14 protein-coding genes and 2 pseudogenes are annotated in these 14,383 nt (G+C 64.5%); 10 read left to right on the top strand and 6 right to left on the bottom strand.

Features of this window, described 5'->3' with window-relative positions; translation table 11 throughout:
* Positions 1–17 precede the first annotated feature (17 nt).
* From WN73_RS25500 to WN73_RS25490, 3 genes and pseudogenes are all read left to right on the top strand, one after another.
* Positions 18–694: pseudogene (locus WN73_RS25500) on the top strand (SulP family inorganic anion transporter); the annotation flags it as partial.
* 147 nt (positions 695–841) lie between these two features.
* Positions 842–1,057, top strand: a complete 216-nt coding sequence (locus WN73_RS25495; protein ID WP_135178112.1) for a dodecin family protein — start codon at positions 842–844, stop codon at positions 1,055–1,057.
* A gap of 107 nt (positions 1,058–1,164) precedes the next feature.
* Positions 1,165–1,896 carry a protein-L-isoaspartate(D-aspartate) O-methyltransferase gene (locus WN73_RS25490; RefSeq protein WP_049832389.1) on the top strand — a complete coding sequence of 244 codons (732 nt, stop codon included), beginning with the start codon at positions 1,165–1,167 and terminating at the stop codon, positions 1,894–1,896.
* A 134-nt stretch (positions 1,897–2,030) separates the two neighbouring features.
* Here WN73_RS25490 and WN73_RS25485 read toward each other — a convergent pair whose 3' ends face one another.
* Positions 2,031–2,678, bottom strand: a complete 648-nt coding sequence (locus tag WN73_RS25485) for a glutathione S-transferase family protein (RefSeq protein ID WP_028171410.1) — start codon at positions 2,676–2,678, stop codon at positions 2,031–2,033.
* A 131-nt stretch (positions 2,679–2,809) separates the two neighbouring features.
* Here WN73_RS25485 and WN73_RS25480 point away from each other — a divergent pair.
* Together WN73_RS25480 and WN73_RS25475 are read left to right on the top strand one after the other, a co-directional pair.
* Positions 2,810–3,122, top strand: a pseudogene (locus tag WN73_RS25480) (hypothetical protein).
* Positions 3,123–3,229: 107 nt separating this feature from the next.
* A complete protein-coding gene (locus tag WN73_RS25475; protein ID WP_028171411.1) occupies positions 3,230–3,508 on the top strand; it encodes a twin-arginine translocation signal domain-containing protein in 279 nt (92 codons plus the stop codon).
* 152 nt (positions 3,509–3,660) lie between these two features.
* Here WN73_RS25475 and WN73_RS25470 read toward each other — a convergent pair whose 3' ends face one another.
* From WN73_RS25470 to WN73_RS25460, 3 genes are all read right to left on the bottom strand, one after another.
* On the bottom strand, positions 3,661–3,903 hold the full coding sequence (locus WN73_RS25470) for a GCG_CRPN prefix-to-repeats domain-containing protein (RefSeq protein ID WP_008143062.1): 243 nt from the start codon (positions 3,901–3,903) through the stop codon (positions 3,661–3,663).
* 285 nt (positions 3,904–4,188) lie between these two features.
* Complete coding sequence (locus WN73_RS25465) at positions 4,189–5,196, bottom strand: alpha/beta fold hydrolase (protein ID WP_028171412.1); 1,008 nt, start codon at positions 5,194–5,196, stop codon at positions 4,189–4,191.
* A gap of 198 nt (positions 5,197–5,394) precedes the next feature.
* Entirely contained in the window at positions 5,395–6,093 is a 699-nt protein-coding gene (locus WN73_RS25460; protein WP_028171413.1) for an ArsR family transcriptional regulator, read from the bottom strand.
* Positions 6,094–6,288: 195 nt separating this feature from the next.
* On the opposite strand from WN73_RS25460, the gene WN73_RS25455 reads away from it, so the two are divergent.
* The 3 genes from WN73_RS25455 to WN73_RS25445 are packed head-to-tail and all read left to right on the top strand — an operon-like array spanning position 6,289 to position 7,837.
* A complete protein-coding gene (locus tag WN73_RS25455; RefSeq protein ID WP_018647290.1) occupies positions 6,289–6,597 on the top strand; it encodes an NIPSNAP family protein in 309 nt (102 codons plus the stop codon).
* Between the two features lie 28 nt (positions 6,598–6,625).
* Positions 6,626–6,976 (top strand): antibiotic biosynthesis monooxygenase family protein, encoded by a 351-nt coding sequence (locus tag WN73_RS25450; protein ID WP_011088099.1) that lies wholly within the window; start codon positions 6,626–6,628, stop codon positions 6,974–6,976.
* Between the two features lie 51 nt (positions 6,977–7,027).
* On the top strand, positions 7,028–7,837 hold the full coding sequence (locus tag WN73_RS25445) for an isocitrate lyase/PEP mutase family protein (protein ID WP_011088098.1): 810 nt from the start codon (positions 7,028–7,030) through the stop codon (positions 7,835–7,837).
* A 60-nt stretch (positions 7,838–7,897) separates the two neighbouring features.
* Here WN73_RS25445 and WN73_RS25440 read toward each other — a convergent pair whose 3' ends face one another.
* Positions 7,898–8,293 carry a hypothetical protein gene (locus WN73_RS25440; protein ID WP_028171415.1) on the bottom strand — a complete coding sequence of 132 codons (396 nt, stop codon included), beginning with the start codon at positions 8,291–8,293 and terminating at the stop codon, positions 7,898–7,900.
* 189 nt (positions 8,294–8,482) lie between these two features.
* On the opposite strand from WN73_RS25440, the gene WN73_RS25435 reads away from it, so the two are divergent.
* The gene (locus WN73_RS25435) at positions 8,483–9,124 is read left to right on the top strand and encodes a trimeric intracellular cation channel family protein (RefSeq protein ID WP_011088096.1); all 642 of its coding nucleotides are present in this window, start codon (positions 8,483–8,485) and stop codon (positions 9,122–9,124) included.
* Between the two features lie 91 nt (positions 9,125–9,215).
* Here the strand turns inward: WN73_RS25435 and WN73_RS25430 are convergent, their stop codons facing one another.
* Positions 9,216–10,436, bottom strand: a complete 1,221-nt coding sequence (locus tag WN73_RS25430; RefSeq protein WP_011088095.1) for a cytochrome c — start codon at positions 10,434–10,436, stop codon at positions 9,216–9,218.
* A gap of 293 nt (positions 10,437–10,729) precedes the next feature.
* Between WN73_RS25430 and WN73_RS25425 the strand changes: the two genes are divergently transcribed.
* A complete protein-coding gene (locus WN73_RS25425) occupies positions 10,730–14,221 on the top strand; it encodes an indolepyruvate ferredoxin oxidoreductase family protein (protein WP_028171416.1) in 3,492 nt (1,163 codons plus the stop codon).
* Positions 14,222–14,383 lie beyond the last annotated feature (162 nt).

The raw sequence follows: 14,383 nt of genomic DNA, 5'->3' as shown, positions 1-14,383 counted from the left end.
CCGGGTTGGGAGGGGCAATGGATCATTGGACCCGCTGGTTACCAGGTCTTGGCACCCTTCGTCGATATCAAGGGAAGTGGCATTCGCACGATATCTTCGCTGGATTCGTATTGGCGACAATGCTGGTCCCGGTTGGCATTGCCCATGCGGAGGCGTCGGGCTTGCCCGGTATCCAGGGTCCATACGCAACGATCACAGCGCTCCTCGCTTACGCGCTGTTCGGTCCAAGCCGCATCCTCGTCCTGGGACCAGACTCGGCTCTGGCAGCCATTGTATCGTGGGTGTTGTCGGTCCATTGTCGGGTGGCGATCCCATGCGCGCCATAACCTTGGCCGGCATGATGGCAATCGTTTCCGGCACGGCATGTATTCTGGCAGGCATTCTACGTCTGGGCTTTGTAACCGAACTTCTCTCCAAGCCCATACGCCACGGTTACATGAACGGAATTGCATTGACCGTATTGATCAGTCAACTGCCAAAGCTGTTCGGCTTTACGATCGAAAGCGAAGGACCTCTGCGGAGCCTGTGGGCGATCGCCGGTGCAATCACCGAAGGAAAGACAAGCTGGGTAGCCCTTGGGCTCGGGCTCGGCACGCTGACGGTGATCCTTCTGCTCGAGAGCAACAAGCGGCTGCCAGGCATTCTGATTGCCGTCGTCGGGGCAATGGCCGTCGCGGGCGCGCTGGATCTTGGGAGGACTGGGAGGACCGAGCCAAAGCCTAGTCTCGATGGACCTTGGTGCGCCCTGCGATCGTGGCGTCCTTTCAGCGCCGATATCGTGCTAGGCTCGACTGTGGCAGGGAGCACCTGCTTCCTGCTTCATACCGAACGGGAGGACGACATGCCTGAGAGCGTCTACAAGGTCATAGAACTGATCGGCACCAGCAACGATTCCTGGGAAAAGGCCGCCGCCAACGCGGTCGAGCAGGCTGCAAAATCTCTTCGTGACCTTCGTGTCGCAGAGGTCGTCAAGCTCGATATTCAGCTGGACGCCAAAGGAAAAGTAGAGGCCTATCGCGCTAAACTCAACGTGTCGTTCAAGTTCGAGGGCACCTGAGCTTAAGCAAACCTCGCCTCGCATGCGGGGCGAGGTCGGATCTTACGCGCAGGGTCAGCGCTCAAACGGTCGACGTGAATTGTGTCCCTCTTGGAGAGCGCACGATCATGAAGGTCTTGCCACTGCTCGTGGTCGCCATGGGTGTCGTCGCGTGGGAAGCGACCGCACAGGACGCACAATGCGTCCGCGAACGCGCCGCCATGGTCGAGGCCATCCGGGCCTACGCCCGGTCCGCTGCCGGTGTTTTGGGACAGCAAGGCCTGTCGGAGAAGGTCCTTGAGGCCATGGCGCAAACGAAACGCCACCTGTTCATCCCTGAGCAATCTTGCTCTATCGCATACGCCGATAGACCGATACCAATCGGCCTCGGCCAGACCATATCGCAGCCGTACATTGTGGCCTTGATGACCCAGTTGGCCGAGGTCGCGCCCGATCACGTTGTGCTCGAAGTCGGTACCGGTTCGGGCTACCAGGCCGCCATCCTCGCGCAGCTCGCGCGAAAGGTCTGCAGCATCGAGATCATCCCGCAATTGGCCGAGACCGCCGCGAAAACACTAAGGGACCTCGCGTATGACAACGTGAGCGTCAGGCTTGGCGATGGCTACGATGGCTGGCCCGAATGTGGTCCTTTTGACGCAGTCGTCGTGACTGCCGCGCTCGGGGAGCCACCGCCGCCGCTGATCGAGCAGCTTAAAGTAGGTGGCCGACTCGTCATGCCGGTGGGCCCCGGTTACGGCACCCAGCAGCTCACGGTCGTCGAAAAAATCGCTCCTGGCAAGACGACGACGCGCGCCGTCGCCCTCGTGCGGTTTGTCCCTTTTACGCGTTCGCAAAACTAGAAGTCAGGGTGGAACGGGTTGAGCGCGTAGGGTGGGTGAGCCTTGCGACTGCGCGAAGCGCAGTTCGCTGGGCGTAACCCACCAATTTTGTTGAGGCGGACATTGGCGGATTGCGCTTCGCTAATCCGTCTGCGTTAGCGTGCCTCATCCGCCGCAGCAAAATGCGCCATCTGGTCGGCGCGGGCCTTGGCGAAGGCCGGGCGGCCCGTGGCGCGCGCGACGTAGTCGCGGCAAGCCGGATGTGTCGCCAACCCATCGAAGCGATCGACGACGCGCAGCACGTCCGACATCAGGATGTCGGCGACGGAGAAGGAGCCCGCCAGCCATTCGCGGCCGGCGAGCACCGGCTCCATGTGCTTGAGGCGGAGCTTGAGGAAGTCGTCGACGAACTTCACGGCAGGTGAGCCATCGTCACTGCCGGTGAACTTGAACATCGTCCAGGGCAGGGCGGGCATCTCCACCGAATTGAGCGCCGCGAACACCCACGTCGTCGCCTCGTTACGGCCGCGCGGATCGGTGGGCATCAATGCCGGGCTGAGCTCACCCAGATGCAGCAGGATCGCGCCGCTCTCGAAGATCGAGAGGTCGCCGTCGGTCAGCCACGGCACCTGGCCGAAGGGCTGGTGCGCGAAATGCGCGGCGTCCCGCGGGCCGAACGGCACGCTCGCGACGCGGTACGGTAACGCGGCCTCTTCGAGAGCCCAGCGCACACGGAGGTCGCGCACGAAACCCCTGGGCATCTCGGGAACCCAGTCGAAAGTGGTGAGGGTGAGGTCGGCCATGCGGTGTCTCCCAGTGCTGCTCAAGGCATAGGACGGGCGAGGGACGTGCGTTCCGACACCGGTGTCAATTCTTTTTGTCGCCGGCGACTTGAGCGGTTAGTCTCGCCCCAAAACAACAGGAGGAAACCCCGATGCCCGCCGCCTTCTTCGTCGTCCGCGCCATCGTCACCGACGCCAGCAAGCGTGCCGCCTTCGACAGATGGTACGAGACCGAGCACGTGCCCGACGCGGTAAAGGCGTTCGGCATCAGCAAGGCCTGGCGGTTCTGGAGCCTGGACGATCCCTCCCTGCATCAGGCCATGTATCAGATCGACGACGAGGCCAAGCTCGCGGCGATGCTCAGAGGTGACGCGCTGAAAAAGCTCGTCGCCGATTTCAACCGCGACTGGCCCGACGTGAAACGGGCGCGAGACGCTGGTGCTGGCGCAGGAGTTTGCGAAGTAGTTCCTGTCGCCTTTGCAACGAATCTGAACGGACGATTCAGCCGCAGTTCATATCGCAGGCCCGACACTTGCTCGGCATCATCAACGCGTGCCTGAGAGGAAGATGTCATGGAACGCCGCAATTTTTTGAAACTTGCATTCGGTGCCGCGGCGGGAGCTGCCGCGTTCACCGCCGCCGCGCAGGCCGCGCCGCTGGCGCCGCAGCCGCTCGGTGATCCCCGTATGCCGCAAGGCAATCCGGACGCCCATCCGGCGGTCACCAGCAGCGATGAAGCCGCGCAGCTCAAGCCCGAGCAGGTGCACTGGCACGGTCGTGGCCATCACTGGGGCTGGCGCCACCGCCACTGGGGCTGGCGTCGCCGGCGCTGGCATCGCCGCCACTGGTAGGCGCCCGGCCGTCGAGGCCTGGACGGGGATCGCGGTTCGCGATCCCCGTTTTGATTCGGCGCTCCTGCAAGCCGATGTGCTGCAGAGCGCTGAAAAGAAAATGGCCGCGCAGGCTGTCGCCGCGCGGCCATTCGCGATGCGAAAGGACGAGATCAGAACGGCCGGCAACGGCCGGCGTACCAGCGGAAGCCATAGGGGCACACGCGCGGACGCACGACCACGACCGGCGCGGGGCGGGGCGCCACGACGACAACCGGCGGGCGCCCGGCCATCGGACGGCAGCCGCCATAGGGGCCGCGATACCAGCCGGGGCCGCAACCGCCGGCGGCGCTGGCCGCTTCGCTGAAACCGACGACCGCGCTGGCGAGCATGACGGCGGCGAAGAGATATTTCATTTGAACTTCCTTCTCGTCCTCGGGACAGAATGTTTGGGCAGCGCGCTTGCGGCGCACAATGAATCAAAAGACACGATTCGACACGTTAAATCTGGGGAGAAACGTGCCGACACGTCGCGATCCAAACCTGCCAATCATGACCTGAATGCGGCATGAACGTTGTCCGCATACGGCTTCAGGCGACAGCAATGGCGCCAGCGGCCCGTTCCGATGGAATCGAAGCGGGCCTCCAGGTTCTTTGTTCTGACGCTACGCGAACCGGTATCCACTTTGCTCGAAAACGCTCTACCGGCCGAGAAAGCCGAGCACCAGCTCCCTGTATTTCTCCGGCGCTTCCAGGAAGACGAGATGGCCGGTGTCGAGGATCACCTCGGCCCGCGCATTCGGCATCTTCGCAGCAAACGCCTTCGCGAGCTCGGCGTTCTGCCCCATCTTCGCGCGCAGCGCTTCCGGTGCGTTTGGCCGGCCCGGTGCGTTGTGGTCGTCGGCGCCCATGATGAACAGCGTCGGCTCGGTGATCAGCGCGACCTCGTGCGCGACCGGCTCGCGATAGATCATCTGCCCGGAGCTCACGAAGGCGCGCAGCCAGCGCGGATAGTCGGGGCTGCCCTTGATGTTGAAGCGGGCGTCGATGAACGGCGTGATTGCATCCGGCGGCAGCTTGATCGCGTAATTGGTCTGGAGCTGCTTGCGATAGCCCTCGGCCGTCAGCTTGTCTTCGCTCTCGATCATCTTCTCGGTCGGCGTCGGCGGCACGTAGAGGCGGTAGTCCTCCAGTCCGATGGGCGCGGTCAGCACGAGGTGGGCGACCCTGTCGGGATAAGCGCGGGCGATGCGCACGCCCAGCATGCCGCCGAGCGAATGCGCGACAACCTCGGCCTTGTCGATCTTGAGGTGATCGAGCAGCGCGATGGTGTTGCGCGCCAGCGTGTCGAAATGCAGCTCGCCTTGCGGCTTGGAGGATTTGCCGAAGCCGATCTGGTCCGGCACCACGACGCGGAATCCGGCCTCACTGAGCATCGTGATGACGGGCGCCCAGTAGCTCGACGGGAAATTGCGCCCGTGCAGCAGCACCACGGTGCGGCCGTTCGGTTGCTGAGGCGCCACGTCCATGTAGGCCATGCTGAGCTGCTCGCCGTCGTTGACAACAGGCAGCAGGTGCACGGGATAGGGATAGGCGAAGCCTTCGAGCGCGATGCCGTAAGGCTCGCGTGGTGTGGTGTCGGCGGCGTATGCGGCAAGAGGGGCGGCGAGGAGGGCGGCGGCAAGCGCGGCCGGGAGGAAGCGGATCATTGGGCTCTCTGGCTTTTGCAGAACGTCATTCCGGGGCGCGTCGAAGACGCGACCCCGGAATCTCGAGATTCCGGGTCTGGTCCTTCGGACCATCCCGGAATGACGGTGCCAGTAAACCTGTGAACAGCCGGGTCAAGCCCGGCCATGACGAGAGTGAGAGCTAACACGCGATTGTGTGCCGTCACGCTTCCGGCGTGATCAGTCCTTCCCATTCCCGAACAGCGCGGCAAACTGTTTCTCGCCGGTGCGGGTGAAATTCACCACGCGGCTGCCCGGCGTGGCGTCGCGCGCGGCCCATTTCAGCTCGGTGAAGCGCTGCATCATGGTGGCGCCCAGCGTGCCGGCGAGATGGTGGCGCCGCTCGCTCCAATCCAGGCAGGCCTTGCACACCGGCCGGCGCGGATGGGCGAGCATGTCGGGCGAGATCTGCAAATGTTTGGCGAGGAAGCGTTCGCCCTCGGCGGTCAGCTCGATGTCCTGTTTCTTCTGCCTGACCAGGTTTCGCTCGCGCATGGTGTCGAGCATCTGCACGCCGAGATCGCCGGCGAGATGATCGTAGCAGATGCGCGCGCGCCGCAGCGCCGGATCCTTCGGTCCCGTGCGCACGCGCATGTGGCCGGTGCGAGCGGCGAGGCCCGCAAGCCCTTCGAGCACGCCGGCAACGTCGTCGTCGGTGAGGCGGTAGTAGCGATGCCGGCCCTGCTTCTCCGGCTCGACCAGCCCGCCGGCCTCGAGCTTCGAAAGGTGCGAGCTCGCCGTCTGCGGCGTGATGCCGGCCTCCTGCGCGAGCTCGCTCGCGGTCAGCGCGCGTCCGTTCATCAGCGCCGTGAGCATGTTGGCGCGGGCGGGGTCGCCGACCAGCGAAGCGACCATGGCGATGTCGGGTCCTGATTTCATGCTTCGATGGTAGCCGAAGCATTGCGGTCGGGCAAGCGCGTAGGCTCTCACCAAGTCGTCATTGCGAGGAGCCCGTGACAAAATTGCGAAGCAATTTTGCACTGGCGACGAAGCAATCCAGGCTGTCTCCGCGGAGAGATTCCTGGATTGCTTCGCTGCGCTCGCAATGACGAGGTGGAAACACAGGAGCCTTACATGTCCGTCACCGTCTTCATCCGCTACCAGCTCGATCCGTTCAAGCGCGCGCAGTTCGAGGAATACTCGAAGCGCTGGCTCACTATCATTCCGAAATGCGGCGGCGACCTGATCGGCTATTTCATGCCGCACGAGGGCACCAACAACATCGCCTTCGCACTGATCACCTTCGAGAGCCTGGCCGCCTACGAGGCCTACCGCGCCCGGCTGCGCCAGGATGCGGAAGGCATGGCGAACTTTCATTTCGCCGAGGAACACAAGTTCATCCTCGCGGAAGAGCGCACCTTCCTGCGCAAGGTGGTATTGTAGGCCACGACACCGTCAGCAGGAGACGCCCATGATCGCCGTGATCTTCGAGGTCTGGCCCAAGCCCGAGCATCGCCAGACCTATTTCGACCTTGCAGCCGATCTGAAGCCGATCCTGCAAACTATCGACGGCTTCATCTCGGTCGAGCGTTTCGAGAGCCTGACCGAGAAAGGCAAGATCCTGTCGGTGTCGTTCTGGCGGGATGAGGCAGCCGTGCAGGCCTGGCGCAACACGATGGAGCACCGGCGCACCCAGGCCAAGGGCAGGGCACAGATCTTTGCCGACTATCATCTGCGCATCGCCAGCGTCATCAGGGACTACGGCATGAACGATCGCGACGAGGCGCCGAAGGACAGTCGCGCCGTGCACGATGCGCACTAGCGCTGCCCTGAATGCGTGCCTATGTCTGCGCGGCCAACAAGGGAGAGAAACATGCACGTGACGACCGCGGACAAGCGCGCGACCTTCAGGAAGATGCACGAGAGCGGCTGCTTCATTCTGCCCAATCCGGTCGATGTCGGCAGCGCCAAGGCGTTGCAGCATCTCGGTTTCAAGGCGATTGCGTCATCGAGCGCGGGCTTTGCGTGGACCATCGGCAAGGCCGACAACCACGTCACTGTCGAGGACGTCTGTCAGCATCTGGCAGCATTGAGCTCGGCGGTCGACATTCCCGTGAATGCGGATTTCGAAGGCGGCTTTGCGGTCGAGCCGGACAAGGTCGCTGACAATGTCGAGCGCTGTGTGCGTACCGGCGTCGCCGGCCTGTCGATCGAGGATTCCACCGGCGACAAGGACAGGCCGCTCTACGATCGCGCGCTCGCGGTCGAGCGCATCATGGCCTCGCGCAAGGCGATCGGCGACAGCGGCACGCTGCTGGTCGGCCGCTGCGAGGCCTATCTGTGGGGCGTGACCGATCTCAAGCTCGTCATCGACCGGCTCACCGCGTACGCCGACGCCGGCGCCGATTGCCTCTACGCGCCGGGCCTGAAGAGCCGCGAGGACATTGCCGCGGTGGTCAAGGCTGTCGCACCGAAGCCGTTCAACCTCTTGATCGGCGGTTCCGGCTTGTCCTTGCAGGAGGCCGAAGATCTCGGCGTGCGCCGGATCAGCGTCGGTGGCTCGCTCGCCCGCGCCGCGTGGGGCGGCTTCATGCGCGCGGCAAAGGAGATGGCCGAGAAGGGGACCTTCACCGAGCTCGGCAGCGGCTATCCCGGCGGCGAGCTCAACAAGATGTTCAGCTAGAGCCAAACGAAAAGCGGCGGGATGTTGTGTCCCGCCGCTTTCATGCGTCACTGCGAAGTCTTACTTCGCGCCGTTAGACGGTGCGGCCGGATCCGGCGCGGCCGGCTTGCTCGGCGCAGCACCCGTGGTCACGCCCGGCGCGGTGTTGTTGCGCGGCGTCACGTCGCGCATGCCGGGAGGCGCCGCTGGATTGGCCGGCGGAGCCTGCTGGGCCGTCTGCTTCGCCGGCTCGTTGCTCGCCTGGTTGCCGGTGGTCGTGTTGTTCAAGCCGTAGAACACGGCACCCAGCACCAGGGCGACAGCCACGGCAAACAGTGCGACCTTGCCGCTGGAGGCGGGGCCTTCGCCCAGCTCGGGGTCGACCTGAAGGTCGGCATCCCGTCGCGCCGCACGGAGATACTCATCATCGGCGAGATTCGGGCGATACGGATCGTTGGGGAAACGGTCGTCAGCCATCGATTGGGTCTCCTCGATTATGGCGGCTGGACAACCCATAGATGCGAGATTCTGTTCCGCCCCCTCTGATGCTTTCGTCGCATGTTGCCCCCGCGTCGGGAATCGGGAACCTGCTCATCCCGGATGGACCCCTTGTTCATCCTGGAACCGCGGACGTAAGTTCCACGGGCGGAATAAGGGAACAAAGCGATGTGGAGCCTGCCGCCGAGCGATAGCGTGCTGCACCTTCTGGCGTTTGTTGCCTTGACGGCGCAGGGCATGACCGCGGCGCTTGCTGCGGGGCGGCGCAGCATGGACTATGTCGGCGTCTGCATGCTCGGCAGCATTACCGCGCTCGGCGGCGGCACGCTGCGCGACCTGTTTCTCGGCCACTATCCGCTCGCCTGGGTCGCGAACCCGATCTATCTCGTGCTCCCTGGCGCTGCAGCGCTGCTGACCATCCTGTTCGCGCGCCTCGTGCACCGGCTTCAGCTCGCCTTCATCGTGCTCGATGCCATCGGCCTCGTCGTCTTCACCATGACCGGCTGCGACATCGCCTGGCAGATGGATGTCTCGCTGCCGATCGTCATCGTCTCGGGCATGGTGACGGGCTGCGCCGGCGGCGTGTTGCGCGACGTGCTCTGCAACGACGTGCCGCTCTTGTTTCGCTCCGAGCTCTACGCCAGCGTCTCCGTGGTGACGGGGCTGTTCTACGCGACGGCCTTCGGCCTCAATCTCAACGCCGAGCTCTGGACGATCCTGACCTTCATCCTCGGCATCAGCTTCCGCCTGCTCGCGGTGCGCTACAAATGGGAGATGCCGAAATTCGTGTTCAAGGAGGATGAGCGGTAGCTCCATCCACCTCGCGAAGCAATCCAGGATCTTTCCGCGTGGGGACTCTGGATTGCTTCGCTGCGCTCGCAATGACGGGAGAGAGAGCTGGCTACGGTTGCTTCCGCGCCTTCGCCACCTGCGCCGGCGTCACCAGCGGGCCCGAATTGCCCCAGGAATTGCGGATGTAGTTCGTCACCGCCGCGATCTCCCCGTCGGACAATTGCTTGGCATAGGCCGGCATCTCGCCGGTGTTGGGCGCGCGCGGCGTGGTCACGGTGTGGGCGCCGTCGAGGATGATGCGCAACGTCGAGGACGGATTGACCGATTGCAGCAGCGCGTTGGCGGGCAGCGGCGGATAGATGCGCGGCGCGCCTGTGCCGTCGGCTTCGTGGCAGGCGATGCAGAGCTTTGCATAGACCGCCTGGCCGGCCTTCATCTCGGCCTCGTCGGGCGGCGTCACGATCGTCTCGCGCCGCGCCGGCGGCAGGCCCTTCAGATAGACCGCGATCGCGCGCGCATCGGCGTCGCTCATCTTCGAGGTCGAGTTGACCACCACCTCCGCCATCAGCCCGTCGGCATGGCTCTTGGCATTGCGGCCGCTCTGCAGATATTCGGCGATGTCCTCCACGCTCCACGACTTCAGCCCGGTGCGCGGCGCGCCATCGAGCCTTGGGGCGTACCAGCCGCCGATCTCGTTGCCGGCGAATGCCTGCGCCTGCTTGTCCGCGCTAAAATAGTTCTTCGGCGTATGGCAGGCGCCGCAATGGCCGAGCCCGGTGACGAGATAGCCGCCGCGATTCCACGCCGCGCTCTGGCTCTGGTCCGGCTCGAACAGGCCGGGCTTGAAATACATGGCATTCCAGATCCGCATCAGGCCGCGGTAACCGAACGGCCAGCGCAACTCCGGCGGCTTGTTGCGGCTCACGACGGGCGCGAGCGTGCCGAGATAGGCCCGGATCGCCAGCGTGTCGTCCTTCGTCATCTTCGTGAAGTAGGGATAGGGGAAGGCCGGATAGTAGTTCGAGCCGTCGGGCGCGACGCCATAGCGGAGGGCGCGGGTGAAATCGGCATCCGCCCAGGCGCCGATGCCGGTGTCTCGGTCGGGCGTCAGGTTCGGCGCATAGATCGCGCCGAAGGGCGTGTCGATGCGCTTTCCGCCCGCGAACGGCTTGGCCGGATCGGCGGTGTGGCAGCCCGCGCAGTCGCCGGCCTCGACCAGCGTCTTGCCATAGGCGATCAGCTCCGGCGACGGTTCGGCGGCGAGGGCCGCGCCTGCAACCGCACTGCACAACGCCAAACCCACAGCCAGGCCAGCCAGAATCGTCCGCATCGAGAGCCTTTCCTGCGACCAATCGACGTCGCCTGCGTGACGGGGGCATCAATTCATTTCGCGACGGCGGGGGTATGGTGACACAAATTGAAAATGCCTGATGCCTTTGCAGCCACGAAATTGCGATTTTTACCTGGCGCTCGCTTTGGTCCAGATTTGTGGTGCGGAGCGTTAAATATCCGACATAGAGTGGCGGAGATGGTCGGCGCGCCCTAGCTAAAAACAACGGGCAGGCAACGGCTTAAGCGACGTTAAGTGACAAAGACCTGAACAGGGCGTGGAAAGAGGACAGCATGGGAATCAACCAGGGTCCGATCAGTCTCGATCAAAAATACACCCAGGACACCGGACACGTCTTCACCACGGGCATCCAGGCCCTGGTTCGCCTGCCCATGGCCCAGATCCGGCGCGACCGCGCCAATGGCCTCAACACCGCGGGCTTCATCTCCGGCTATCGCGGCTCGCCGCTCGGCGGCTATGACCAGCAGCTCTTTGCGGCGCGAAAGCATCTCGAGCAGTACAACATCAAGTTCCAGCCCGGCGTGAACGAGGACCTGGCCGCGACCGCCGTCTGGGGCTCGCAGCAGCTCAATCTCTCGCCCGGCGCCAAGTATGACGGTGTGGTCGGCATCTGGTACGGCAAGGGCCCCGGCGTCGATCGCTGCGGCGACGTGTTCCGCCACGGCAATGCCGCGGGCTCGGCCAAGAACGGCGGTGTGCTGTGTCTGGCCGGCGACGACCACGGCGCAAAATCCTCGACCGTCCCGCATCAGTCCGACCACGCCTTCATGTCCGCGCTGATGCCGTATCTCTACCCGTCCAGCATCCACGAGATGATCGAGATGGGCCTGCTCGGGATCGCGATGTCGCGCTACTCGGGCTGCTGGGTCGGCATGAAGGTGATCACGGAGACGGTGGAGACCACCGCCGAGATCGACCTCACCGACGAGATGAAGCCCTTCATCATCCCGCCCGATTTCGAGCTGCCGCCCGGCGGCCTCAATCTGCGCTGGCCCGACGACCGCTTCGAGCAGGACCGCCGCCTCCAGGACTACAAGGGCTTTGCCGCGATCGCCTTCGCGCGCGCCAACAGGGTCAACCGCGTCACCATGGATTCGCCGAACGCGCGCTTCGGCATCATGGCCTCAGGCAAGAGCTATGAGGACGTGCGGCAGGCGCTGCGCGAGCTCGGGGTCACCGAGGAGGTTGCCGCCAAGATCGGTCTCCGTCTCTACAAGATCGGCATGCCCTGGCCGCTGGAGCCGGAAGGCGTGCGCCAGTTCGCGGTCGGGCTCGAAGAGATTTTCATCATCGAAGAGCGGCGCGAGATCGTCGAGAACCAGGTCAAGCAGGAGCTGTTCAACTGGCGCGACGACGTCCGCCCGCGCATCGTCGGCAAGATGGACGAGCACGACAAGCGCTTCCTGACCTTCGCCGCCGAGCTCAGCGTCGCTTCGCTTGCGACCTCGATCACCGAGCGACTTCTAAGGCTTAATCTCAACCCTGAAATCGCGGAGATGCTCCGCGTCAAGGCCGACTGGTTCAACGGCCGCCAGGCCACACAGATGCAGGCCACCGCGCCTGTCTCCCGCACCCCGTATTTCTGCTCCGGCTGTCCCCACAACACCTCGACCAAGGTCCCCGAAGGCAGCCGCGCGCTGGCCGGCATCGGCTGTCACTTCATGGCGCTGTGGATGGACCGCTCGACCGAGACGTTCACGCATATGGGCGGCGAGGGCGTGCCGTGGGTCGGCATCGCGCCCTTCACCAACGAGAACCACATCTTCGCCAACCTCGGCGACGGCACCTATTTCCACTCTGGCCTGCTCGCCATCCGTCAGGCGGTCGCCTCCAAGACCAACATCACCTACAAGATCCTCTACAACGACGCGGTGGCCATGACCGGCGGCCAGCGCCATGACGGCGATCTCTCGCCGCAGCAGATCACCTTCCAGCTCCACGCCGAGGGCATCCGCGAGATCTATCTGGTCTCGGAGGCGCCCGACACCTATCCCGCCGACACCATCGCGCCCGGCGTGAAGAAGTATCACCGCGACGAACTCGACAACGTCATGAAGATGTGCCGCGAGTACAAGGGCACCTCGGCGATCGTGTTCGTGCAGACCTGCGCCGCCGAAAAGCGCCGCCGCCGCAAGCGCGGCCTGATGGAGGATCCGGCGCGTCGCGTCATGATCAACCCGGCCGTCTGCGAAGGCTGCGGCGACTGCTCGGTGCAGTCGAACTGCATCTCGGTCGAGCCGCTGGAGACCGAGTTCGGCCGCAAGCGCGCCATCAACCAGTCGTCCTGCAACAAGGACTATTCCTGCGTGAAGGGCTTCTGCCCGTCCTTCGTCACCGTCGACGGCGGCGCGCCGCGCCACCGTGCGCCGGCCGAGCTTGAAGAGATCGGCGCGCTGCCCGAGCCGGCCTCGCGCCCGACGCTCGACAAGCCCTACAACATCGCCGTCGGCGGTGTCGGCGGCACCGGCGTGCTCACCATCGGCGCGCTGCTCGGCATGGCCGCCCACATCGAGGGCAAGGCCTCGATGATCCTCGACATGTCGGGCCTCGCGCAGAAGGGCGGGGCGGTGCTGAGCCATGTCCGCCTGTCCGACCATCCGGCCGAGGTCACGTGCTCGCGCATCGTCACCGGCACGGCCGATCTCGTCCTCGCCGCCGACGAGGTGGTCGCGGTCGCCAAGGACACGATCTCGCTCTGCGACACCAGCCGCACCCGCGGCATCATCAACAGCCACGTCATTCCCACCGCCGACTTCGTCCTCAACCGCGACTTCAACTTCCAGACCCGCAAGCTGAACGGATTGCTGGAGACGGCGCTGCACAAGGACTCCGTCTTCTTCGACTTCACCAAGCCCGCCGAGCAGTTGCTCGGCGACAGCATCGCCACCAACATGATGATGATGGGCTATGCCTATCAGAAGGGGCTGTTCCCGCTAGCGGCCGAGTCGATCGAGCAGGCGATCGAGGTCAACGGCGTCGCGATCAAGATGAACAAGGAAGCCTTCCGCCTCGGTCGCCTCGCGGTCGCCGATCCCCAGCGTCTTGCGGGCATGCTGAAGGGAACGGGCGAGGTTGTCGCGCCCAAGACCTTGGACGCAATGACGCTCGACGAAGTCATCGAGCATCGCGCCAAGCACCTGACCGCCTATCAGAACGGCCGCCTGGCAAAACGCTATCGCAAGCTGGTCGACCAGGTTCGCGATGCCGCGAGGCAAGGCGGCTATGACGACGCGCTGCCGCGCGCGGTCGCGGTGAACTACGCCAAGCTGCTGGCCTACAAGGACGAATACGAAGTCGCGCGCCTCTTCACCGACGGCGCCTTCGAGCAGCAGCTCCGCGACCAGTTCGAGGGCGATTTCAAGTTCAGCTTCAATCTCGCGCCGCCGATCCTTAGCCGCAGCGTCGATGCCCTGGGCCGTCCGAAGAAGCGCGCCTTCGGCCCGTGGATGCTGAAGGTCTTCCGCGTGCTGGCGAAGTTCAAGTTCCTGCGCGGCACCCCGCTCGACATCTTCGGCCGCAGCGCCGACCGCAAGCTCGAGCGCGATCTGATCGTGGGCTACGAAAAGGACGTCGCCACCGTGCTCGGCCTGTTGTCGCCGCTCACGATCGACACCGCGGTCGAGTTGCTCTCGCTGCCCGACCGCATCCGCGGCTACGGCCCGGTGAAGGAGAAGGCGGTCACTGAGGCCAAGGCCCGCTACGCCCAGCTCGCCGCCGACCTGGCGAGCCCGCCGCCCGCGCCGCGGCAGATCGCGGCGGAGTAGGGCAAGTCCCGTAGGGTGGGCAAGGGCGCGAAGCGCCGTGCCCACCACCTCACGAGGATTGAGTCAGAAGAGGTGGGCACACTTCGCTTTGCCGACCCTACAAGACCTACGTTTGACAAGGGTTGTGACCGCGCGATATCAGCAACTTGCGATAGTGGCGCG

Source organism: Bradyrhizobium sp. CCBAU 45394 (assembly GCF_028128655.1).
GTDB classification, from domain to species: domain Bacteria; phylum Pseudomonadota; class Alphaproteobacteria; order Rhizobiales; family Xanthobacteraceae; genus Bradyrhizobium; species Bradyrhizobium diazoefficiens.
This window is presented reverse-complemented; position numbering and strand designations above follow the sequence as displayed.

Coding starts and splice junctions, on each gene's coding strand:
- WN73_RS25495 (WP_135178112.1), top strand. CDS start 842: ATGCCTGAGAGCGTCTACAAGGTCATAGAACTGATCGGCACCAGCAAC.
- WN73_RS25490 (WP_049832389.1), top strand. CDS start 1,165: ATGAAGGTCTTGCCACTGCTCGTGGTCGCCATGGGTGTCGTCGCGTGG.
- WN73_RS25485 (WP_028171410.1), bottom strand. CDS start 2,678: ATGGCCGACCTCACCCTCACCACTTTCGACTGGGTTCCCGAGATGCCC.
- WN73_RS25475 (WP_028171411.1), top strand. CDS start 3,230: ATGGAACGCCGCAATTTTTTGAAACTTGCATTCGGTGCCGCGGCGGGA.
- WN73_RS25470 (WP_008143062.1), bottom strand. CDS start 3,903: ATGAAATATCTCTTCGCCGCCGTCATGCTCGCCAGCGCGGTCGTCGGT.
- WN73_RS25465 (WP_028171412.1), bottom strand. CDS start 5,196: ATGATCCGCTTCCTCCCGGCCGCGCTTGCCGCCGCCCTCCTCGCCGCC.
- WN73_RS25460 (WP_028171413.1), bottom strand. CDS start 6,093: ATGAAATCAGGACCCGACATCGCCATGGTCGCTTCGCTGGTCGGCGAC.
- WN73_RS25455 (WP_018647290.1), top strand. CDS start 6,289: ATGTCCGTCACCGTCTTCATCCGCTACCAGCTCGATCCGTTCAAGCGC.
- WN73_RS25450 (WP_011088099.1), top strand. CDS start 6,626: ATGATCGCCGTGATCTTCGAGGTCTGGCCCAAGCCCGAGCATCGCCAG.
- WN73_RS25445 (WP_011088098.1), top strand. CDS start 7,028: ATGCACGTGACGACCGCGGACAAGCGCGCGACCTTCAGGAAGATGCAC.
- WN73_RS25440 (WP_028171415.1), bottom strand. CDS start 8,293: ATGGCTGACGACCGTTTCCCCAACGATCCGTATCGCCCGAATCTCGCC.
- WN73_RS25435 (WP_011088096.1), top strand. CDS start 8,483: ATGTGGAGCCTGCCGCCGAGCGATAGCGTGCTGCACCTTCTGGCGTTT.
- WN73_RS25430 (WP_011088095.1), bottom strand. CDS start 10,436: ATGCGGACGATTCTGGCTGGCCTGGCTGTGGGTTTGGCGTTGTGCAGT.
- WN73_RS25425 (WP_028171416.1), top strand. CDS start 10,730: ATGGGAATCAACCAGGGTCCGATCAGTCTCGATCAAAAATACACCCAG.